The organism is Priestia flexa NBRC 15715 (assembly GCF_001591565.1).
GTDB classification, from domain to species: Bacteria; Bacillota; Bacilli; order Bacillales; family Bacillaceae_H; genus Priestia; species Priestia flexa.
In genome coordinates, this window is record NZ_BCVD01000140.1 from 1 (window position 1) to 8,503 (window position 8,503).

The following is an 8,503-nucleotide window of genomic DNA, read 5'->3' on the forward strand; positions in this document are numbered from 1 at the left end:
TTCTTTTATTAGCTTTGAGCTTTTGTGATATATGTTTTCACTGAAGGAGGTTGATATGTATTGAATTGATCTAATAAACCTTGTGGTTTTGTATCTACAAGAGCCATAGAACGATATTTTTCCTGTAGAAATTGCTCTTCTGTCATGTGATTAAATAAAGAAATAAGTGGTGTGTAATAATCATTAATATTCAACAATCCGCAAGGCTTCTGATGTAGCCCTAACTGAGCCCATGTGAAAATCTCAAAGAATTCTTCTAATGTACCTGGACCACCTGGTAATGTAATGAATCCATCTACAAGTTCGGCCATCTTGGCTTTTCTGTCGTGCATAGATTCAACAACGATAAGCTCTGACAGGTTTTTATGAGAAATTTCTCTTTCTTCAAGGAAAGTAGGCATGACACCAATGACATGTCCGCCAGCTTCTAACACAGCATCAGCCACAGCACCCATTACTCCAACACTTGCTCCACCATATACAAGCGAAATATTACGTTTAGCAAGTTCTTTTCCTAGATCCCTTGCACCTTGAATATAAAGGTCAGATGCTCCATTACTTGATCCACAAAATACAGCTATTCTTTTCATAAAGATCCCCTCCTATGTAGTCACCGTTATTGATTATACATAATAATGGATGATTTGGTAAACTTAGTTGAAGTTAAAAAAGGAAGGTGGAACCATTCAATGAACGTAACAGAATTTCAACAGTGGGTAAAGGACTACTACAAAATGAGAGGTTGGTCAGATTTAGATATCTTTATTCGAATTGGTTTTCTGGCTGAAGAAACAGGTGAAGTAGCACGAGCTATTAGGGCTTTAGAAATTGGAAGAGATCGACCAGACGAAGTAGTTGGAACTTTAGAAGAAAATAAGAAAGAATTAACGGAAGAACTAGGAGACGTGTTAGGTAACTTGATTGTTATTGCTAACAAATATGATATTTCATTAGAAGAAATATTCAGATCACATAAAGAGAAGCTTGCAGAACGTTATTCTACTAGATAAATATAGATATGATAAAAGAAGGGAAAGTGAAGTCGTTTTATGAAAATTCATGATTTCATTTATGGATCTTTTCACTTAGAACCAGTCCTAGCAGAATTAATACATACTCAGCCCCTTCAGAGGCTGAAAAAGATTCACCAAGGCGGCGCAAGTTATTTAGTAAATCCAAAGTGGAATGTAACACGATTTGAACATTCTGTAGGTGTCATGCTATTGATTAAAAAATTAGGTGGTTCTATAGAAGAACAAATAGCTGGCTTGCTGCATGATATTTCCCATACAGCTTTTTCTCATGTTATAGATTTCGTTTTAGATAATCCAGAACAGGACTTTCACGACCAAATATTTGAAAAAGTAATTCAATCGTCAGAAATACCTTCTGTTTTACAAAAGCATGGATTTAATATCTTATCTATATTGCCTATTGAGAAATGGTCCTTATTAGAACAACCTCTTCCTTCGCTGTGTGCAGATCGCATCGATTACACGCTTCGTGATTTATCTACCTATAATATGATTTCTTTAGACGATGCTTGTAAATTTGTAGATGAATTAAGAGTGGTTGACGGTAAAATTTGTTTAAAAACAATTGAGGCAGCAGAATGGTTTGTTAAAGCTTACTATACTGAGGTAGTTGACTTCTTTCTTCACCCATTAAATGTATATGGATATGCCATACTAACGGATATATTAAAGATCGCAATAGCCAAGCAGATTATTCATTTTGATGACTTATTATCAGATGATGAAACAGTTTGGAAGAAGTTAATTGACAGTAAAGACCCTGAAGTGCTAAAAAAAATGAAAGATATAAGTAAAAAGGTAATAAATGATGAGAGAAATTACGACATACACCAAAAGAAAAAGGTTCGGATTATCGATCCCTTTGTGCTGGTAGGGAACGCCCGAATGAAGAAAGCAACAGAGCTCTCCACCAAAGTAAGAGAATTAAATCAGTATGCTCTAGAAAAGTCCTTAAAAGGAACATTCCTTAGAGTTCTTAATACTTAGTAAAAAGAAAAGAACCTTATTTAGTCAAATAAGGTTCTTTTTAAATGCCGATAATTGTAATTGTGGTAACTAGGGATGACTAGTTTGAAAGATTATTAATTAGCAAATCCTTAGTCTTTTCTAGGTAGTTTTCAGCACTTTTATTATCAATTGGTTCACTCCAAGTAAAACCGTCGCCTTTGTATCTAGGAATGATATGAAGGTGGTAATGGCCCAATTCATTAAACCTTCCACCATTTGCACAGGTAGTAACGCCGTGTGGCTTAAACACTTTTTTAATTAGCTTTATCATATTTACTGTAGCTTTATTTATCTCTATTTGTGTATCTATATCTATCTCATCAATATCGTGAAAGTGTTGCTTTGGTAATATTAATAAATGCCCTTCATTAAAAGGAGCGATATCTAACGTACAACAAATATGTTCGTTCTCATAAATAATATGTCCAGGAGGGACCAATCCTTTAGCAATCTTACAGCCTAAGCATTCATTCTTTTTCGTCATTTGCTTATCTCCCTATATGTAAAAATTAAGATCCTCTTTACAGTTCTTTTTTTAACTATGAAATCCTTTATAAAACGTAGAACAAACAGGGAAATCTAGAAGGAAAAAAGAAATAGTTGATAAGAGATTTTGATTGATAAAGGGGATTAATTATGGTTATAGAAAAGTTTTTGAGTGAAATTCCATTACTAGAAACCCAAAGTCTTTTATTAAGAAAGATAACATTAGATGATGTTGACGATATATTTGAATTCTCTTCCGATATAGAAGTAGCTCATCATATGACTTGGGAAGCTAATAGAAACAAAGAAGAAACGTTGAATAACTTTGTAAATGTAGTTATTGAGGGATATAAGAGGGGACAATCTGCAGATTGGGCAATTGTCCATAAAGGAAGTAACAAGGTTATTGGCACATGTGCTTTTGTAGATTGGTCTAATCAACATAGTAAGGCAGAAGTTGGTTATGTCTTAAACAAGAATTACTGGGGATATGGATTTGCAACTGAAGCTCTTAGCGAATTAATTAAATTTGGCTTTGAATGCATTAGTCTGAACAGAATTGAAGGTGGATGTGATATTGACAATATTGGTTCAGAAAATGTTATGTTGAAGGTAGGAATGAAATTTGAAGGCATTTTAAGAAAAAATGAATTTATTAAAGGTAAATTTCGTGATACAAAAATTTTTGCGATTTTAAAAGAAGATTTTTATTCCTAGAACATGACTTATAGTAACTAACCTTGTATATTCTATCAGTCCCAGAGGATTCTAATTAAGATTATAGAATTTACTACGGACAAAGACTAAAAGGTTAAAGGAGAAAATAATGAGAGTAAGGGAGTTTCAGACAGGAGACATACCTCAATTGGTGCATTTAATGGATCAGCTTGGCTATCCGACTTCTTTAGAAAAGCTAGAGGGTAGATTTAGTAAAATCCAGTCTCAACCTAATTATTATACATTAGTAGCTGAACTGAATAACAAGGTAGTTGGAATGGTGGGACTATGTCATAACTTGTTTTATGAGTATGATAGCTCCTATGTAAGAATTGTCGCTTTTATTGTAGACGCTGACCATAGACGTAAAGGAATTGGCCAGAAATTAATGAACGAGGCAGAAAAATGGGCGATAGGACAAGAAGCAACTTATATTATGTTGAATAGTGGAAATAGAGAAGAGAGAAAGATAGCCCATAAGTTCTACCTTAATATGGGCTATAAAGACAAAAGTACAGGCTTTTCAAAGCCATTAGGTAAACGAATTATTAAAAATGGAAAAGACCTTAAACTTTAAGGTCTTTTTCTTACATGTGCGGTTGATCATAGCTGCTTTTAATAGTTGATAAAAGTAAAATATATACATGTACATATTTAAAATATAGTATTAGGTTATAATGGGTCTGGTCAAAAGGTAAGCAAAATAAAAAGCAACCTCGACAATTGGCAAGCGAGGTTGCTTTTTATGCTCGTTGAAGAATGAATGCTACAACGACTAAATTATATCATATTTTACCAATAAATATATATTTTTCTTGTTTTTGCATATGTATAAAAGGAGCGCTTTTTATACATTCTTTCTTCAACCACACACCTGAAGATCATCGTCATATCAACGGTGTATAAAAAGCTGCATACTCAAGCAAAAGAATCCTTAGCTGAACCCTACTGCCGCAAGGGTTCTTTTGCTTGCTTGGTTCCTTTAAGAGGTATTATGTAAACTATATTTGCATATGTTATACATAAATTTAGCGTTGTCTGTTTTATAAAGGAATCTTTTATTTAACTTTAGATATAAAATTCCATATGTGTTTTATCCTCTTTATAATATTCTAAACGATCTTGCAGGCTTCCAGTATGAAACTCGAATTTATGTCCATCTGGATCTGTGAAATAGATTGACATTTTATCTCTTTGGTCTCTTTCACGTCCAGGTAAAATATTAACCTTATTTTTTATTAAGTCACTTTTTAGATTTAGGAACTCCTCATCTGTTACAGTAAATGCAATATGAGTATATGAATGTTGAATTTCATTTCTTGGAATATCCTCTTCTGTGTTCAAAGCAATCCATAAGCCATTTAAATCAAAATAGGCTAACTTTCTCCCTTTAACAAGTAGCTTTGCTTGAAGGACATTTTGATAAAAATCTATTGATTTATCTAGATTTGAAACTGAAAAACAAATGTGGTTGATACTTAACAATGCTTATTTCCTCCTCGAATTTTGGATATATTATACAATTTATAATATAAGCTATTTATAAGAGAAAATATAGATAAATCAGTTTGGTGATACTGATAAGGCACATTATGTTAACTAGATATGTATATCGTATACAGATATATAAAAAGTATTTCTCTAAAAAACATTCCAAAATTTGATAGAATTAATCTATTCAGATTTCATTGAACTTAAAAGGGGAGAAATATATGTTTGAAGAAAAGGTAGGTATCATTACAGGTGGGACATTGGGGATTGGTTTAGCTACAGCAGAATTATTGGCAAAAGAGGGTATGTATGTTGTTATTGCCTCTAGAAGTATTGAAAAAGGAGAAGAGGCCCTTTCCAGGTTAAAAAAGTGGTCTCCCAAATCGATCTTTATTAAAACGGATGTAACCAATAGTCAGGATGTCAAACAGCTTGTTAGCCAAACATATTCCACATTTGGGAGCATAGATATTGCTTTTAATAATGCGGCCAACACAGAGGCTTCTTCTAATGCTACACATCAGTTCAGGGAAGAAGATTTTGACCATTTAATTAATGTTACGTTAAAAAGTGTATGGCTTTGTATGAAATATCAGTTACAAGTAATGACAAAACAAAATAGTGGCGTCATTGTTAATACATCTTCTATGGATGCACTCTTATGTTCTGCAGGAACTGGTGTGTATGCTGCAGGAAAAAGTGGGGTTATAGCTTTGACGAAATCAGTTGCTCAAGAATATGGTCATCAAAATATAAGAATTAACTCCCTTTGTCCTGGTGCATTTCGTACATCTATGCTAGAAGAAAAATTCTCTACTCTATCTCCAGAGGAAAAAGTAAAGCTAAATGAATCCTACCAGAAGTTAAATGCATTAGGTAGAATTGGTGATCCATTTGAAGCAGCAAAAGCAGTAAAATGGCTTCTTTCTGACGATGCATCTTTTGTTACGGGTCAAAACATTATTGTAGATGGTGGAATTGGGTTTAAAATTGAATAACTTTGTAGAGTTATCAATTGATTTTATCACTACCTATAATTTGCTTTATGTTAACTCAAAGTGAACATATATGTGCAGTTGTAGAAAACATCGTGTTCAAAAGAATGAACACGATGTTTTAATGATTTTTTCAATTTGTGTCTTTTAATCTCATAACTTTTCCGTCTGCACTTAGTTCTACTTCGTATCTAATTTTAGATATATCTTTCCATTCACCTCTTCCAAAGAATTGAGGATTTAATAAGAAAACGCCTGTTTCTTTTTTTATTAGAATATTCTTTTTGGTTAACTGATTAACTGCATTAGTTACTGATTGTTGTTTAATCCCTAAATTCTCAGCTACAATTCGTTTATATCCTGAGTTAATAATGATAAATTGGCCTTTATTTGCATAAGTTACGCCCTTTATAAGCTCGTATAATACTTTGCTTATCCATCCTTGTATTTCTGCTAACACAACAATATTGTCGAGATATACTTTTATGTAGTCTGGTTCTTTTCCGTAGTTAAAAGAAACACTTGTCGTTTCTTCCGTTATTTCTCCGTTCATATGGCTCTTTTTTACAATTTTAGCATAACGACATTGTAAATATAGTAAATTTTTGTTTAATTGTTTTAGATTTATACATATTCCTAGTCCCAAATGATGAACTTGAGTACAGAACATATCCCATTAAATTGAAAGATAATAAGGGAAGCATCAGAAAACTGCAGTTTTCCTGATGCTTCCCTTATTATCAAGTTTCCACTTGTAATTCATTCATCTTGGTAATCAACTTAAATCAATGTATCTGAGAATATAAATAGGATTCCCCCATAACGTTTAAAGGACTTTTGTAAAATAAAAGCCGATGATTACTTAGCGTAGGAATCATTGGGTTTTATTTTGTTGAAATTTCTTAGCGTATGTTTTGCGCTTTTCGTTGGTAGGACCCCTCCTATAGTATAGCAACTGACAATACTTTTATCTGGTGTGAAACAGGACGGAATTATACAGTTACAGCTCCTGAAGGGTACGAATATGAAACTCTACAGCCAGAGCATTTATATAAAATGTCTAATTTCTTGGAACAACATTTTAATCTAGAAGTAGATTTACAAAACCCTGAAGAAACTTTCTTTTTAGAATTTGAAAGGTTTGAAAAAGAAATGATAAAAGAGTTAACGTCGATGCCTAGCTATCGGGAAGCAAAAAATGAATTTGAAAATTTAATGAAATTTATAGATGAATTAGAATCAACAATAATAGAAAGAATTAAGAAGCTAATCATTCCATAGAAATTTGTTGAGTAGTAGCCTTTAGTTCTAAAATAACTATCCCAATAGCTTATAGTCTATTAGGATAGTTTTGTTTTTGTAAATTACTAAGTATAATGTAAATACTTTAAGTAATGCCTAATTATTTTTTAATGCACCATTTCACTCTTTGTTTTCCGATATAGAGTCATTCGAGAAATACCAGCCTTATCCGCAGCATCAGTTCGGCTCATTCCTTGATCAATAAGGTACAAGGCATACTTAATTTTTTCATCGTCAGTTTTAGGTCTTCCTGGATGCTTTCCGCGCTTTCTTGCAGCCAAAATACCTTCCTTCGTTCGCTCAGACGTTAAATCCCTTTCAAACTGAGCAATTCCAGCAAAAATAGTAAAAAGCATTTTTCCGTGTGCTGTTGTTGTATCTAGCCAGGCTTCTTTTAAACTTTTTAAATGTGCTCCTTTTTGAGAAATGAGGTCTGTAATTTCAATAAGATCTTTTGTGGATCGAGAGAGGCGAGTTAAATCCGTTACAACAACAGTGTCTTCTGGACGGAGGTACTCTAATAATTTATTTAGTTCAGGTCGATCTCGTTTAGTACCTGTTAATTTTTCAAAAAAGATACGGTCACATCCATATTCTTGTAATTGTTGTTTCTGGCGATCTAAGTTTTGATCAAACGTTGAAACACGCATATAACCAAAATTCAATATATATCCCTCCCTTTATAAAACATTGTAACAAAAACACTAAGAAAGAAGTATTGTTACAATTATTTTTGTTACATATTTTTGTTACATATTTTTGTTACATAAATATCAATGTTTTTAATGAGTATTTCTCTTTGAGTCTTGGTGTAACAAAAATGATCATTTTTGTTACATATAGTATGCTGATCATTTATATCAACTCTTTAGATTTTACAGTATTCGTCAAAAAGGAGGGTATTTCCTCTTGTTTGTAGAAAGAACTGGAGAAAGGGGGAAATGAAATGTCCTATAGATATGATATGAGTGGTAAGAGTGCTCAGCAGCAAGCTATTGTTAGAGCGAGAGATGAGGAAGATAGAAGAAGAGAGGAAGAAAGGAAGAAAAGAGAGAAAGAAAAAACAATCATACCTAAACCAGATTTTATCTCTAATTCAAAAGATGTAGTAGCTTATAAGTTACCTAAAAATGGGGACTACGAAGCAATAAGCTTTTATAAAGATAATGATAGTATTCTTGAACTAAGATTATCTGGTACTGCTATAATGAATAAGCCATGTGGATTAAAAGGTATGAATGTTTCCAACTGGTTATGGGAGACAGGTTTGAAATTTATTAAGGAAGTAAAAGAATTCTCAATTCTAACTATTACTTCAAATGATGTAAAAGACAAAGAGTTAATAACAGAATGGTCTAAAATTCGAAAAGAGCAGAAGAAATAAAATTTATTTATAGGTTAACTTTGGACTTCTGAGTAATATCAGAAGTTTTTTATTTTAGTCAGTCTAGCTTTAATTATTTATTAAGT

The 8,503-nt window shown here is 32.6% G+C and carries 12 protein-coding genes; 7 read left to right on the forward strand and 5 right to left on the reverse strand.

From position 1 onward, the window contains the following. Nucleotides 1-8 precede the first annotated feature (8 nt). Complete coding sequence (locus BFL01S_RS17405; protein ID WP_025911950.1) at nucleotides 9-590, reverse strand: LOG family protein; 582 nt, start codon at nucleotides 588-590, stop codon at nucleotides 9-11. Between the two features lie 99 nt (nucleotides 591-689). Between BFL01S_RS17405 and BFL01S_RS17410 the strand changes: the two genes are divergently transcribed. After that, entirely contained in the window at nucleotides 690-1,010 is a 321-nt protein-coding gene (locus tag BFL01S_RS17410; RefSeq protein ID WP_025911952.1) for a MazG nucleotide pyrophosphohydrolase domain-containing protein, read from the forward strand. Between the two features lie 39 nt (nucleotides 1,011-1,049). Then, nucleotides 1,050-2,021, forward strand: coding sequence for an HD domain-containing protein (locus tag BFL01S_RS17415; protein ID WP_025911953.1), 972 nt, complete (start codon nucleotides 1,050-1,052; stop codon nucleotides 2,019-2,021). A 79-nt stretch (nucleotides 2,022-2,100) separates the two neighbouring features. Here BFL01S_RS17415 and BFL01S_RS17420 read toward each other — a convergent pair whose 3' ends face one another. Continuing rightward, entirely contained in the window at nucleotides 2,101-2,526 is a 426-nt protein-coding gene (locus BFL01S_RS17420; protein ID WP_061786470.1) for an HIT family protein, read from the reverse strand. 152 nt (nucleotides 2,527-2,678) lie between these two features. On the opposite strand from BFL01S_RS17420, the gene BFL01S_RS17425 reads away from it, so the two are divergent. After that, complete coding sequence (locus BFL01S_RS17425; protein ID WP_061786471.1) at nucleotides 2,679-3,245, forward strand: GNAT family N-acetyltransferase; 567 nt, start codon at nucleotides 2,679-2,681, stop codon at nucleotides 3,243-3,245. A gap of 109 nt (nucleotides 3,246-3,354) precedes the next feature. After that, the gene (locus BFL01S_RS17430; protein ID WP_061786472.1) at nucleotides 3,355-3,822 is read left to right on the forward strand and encodes a GNAT family N-acetyltransferase; all 468 of its coding nucleotides are present in this window, start codon (nucleotides 3,355-3,357) and stop codon (nucleotides 3,820-3,822) included. A 491-nt stretch (nucleotides 3,823-4,313) separates the two neighbouring features. Here BFL01S_RS17430 and fosB read toward each other — a convergent pair whose 3' ends face one another. Then, nucleotides 4,314-4,730 carry a FosB/FosD family fosfomycin resistance bacillithiol transferase gene (fosB, locus tag BFL01S_RS17435; RefSeq protein ID WP_061786473.1) on the reverse strand — a complete coding sequence of 139 codons (417 nt, stop codon included), beginning with the start codon at nucleotides 4,728-4,730 and terminating at the stop codon, nucleotides 4,314-4,316. Between the two features lie 227 nt (nucleotides 4,731-4,957). Here fosB and BFL01S_RS17440 point away from each other — a divergent pair, with 227 nt between their 5' ends. Beyond that, a complete protein-coding gene (locus BFL01S_RS17440) occupies nucleotides 4,958-5,734 on the forward strand; it encodes an SDR family NAD(P)-dependent oxidoreductase (RefSeq protein WP_061786474.1) in 777 nt (258 codons plus the stop codon). 130 nt (nucleotides 5,735-5,864) lie between these two features. Here BFL01S_RS17440 and BFL01S_RS17445 read toward each other — a convergent pair whose 3' ends face one another. Then, complete coding sequence (locus tag BFL01S_RS17445) at nucleotides 5,865-6,284, reverse strand: replication/maintenance protein RepL (RefSeq protein WP_061786475.1); 420 nt, start codon at nucleotides 6,282-6,284, stop codon at nucleotides 5,865-5,867. Between the two features lie 515 nt (nucleotides 6,285-6,799). Here BFL01S_RS17445 and BFL01S_RS20830 point away from each other — a divergent pair. Further along, nucleotides 6,800-7,012, forward strand: coding sequence for a hypothetical protein (locus tag BFL01S_RS20830; protein WP_169799872.1), 213 nt, complete (start codon nucleotides 6,800-6,802; stop codon nucleotides 7,010-7,012). Between the two features lie 128 nt (nucleotides 7,013-7,140). Here BFL01S_RS20830 and BFL01S_RS17455 read toward each other — a convergent pair whose 3' ends face one another. Further along, nucleotides 7,141-7,698 (reverse strand): recombinase family protein, encoded by a 558-nt coding sequence (locus BFL01S_RS17455; RefSeq protein ID WP_061786477.1) that lies wholly within the window; start codon nucleotides 7,696-7,698, stop codon nucleotides 7,141-7,143. A gap of 281 nt (nucleotides 7,699-7,979) precedes the next feature. Between BFL01S_RS17455 and BFL01S_RS17460 the strand changes: the two genes are divergently transcribed. Then, on the forward strand, nucleotides 7,980-8,417 hold the full coding sequence (locus tag BFL01S_RS17460) for a hypothetical protein (protein WP_061786478.1): 438 nt from the start codon (nucleotides 7,980-7,982) through the stop codon (nucleotides 8,415-8,417). Nucleotides 8,418-8,503 lie beyond the last annotated feature (86 nt).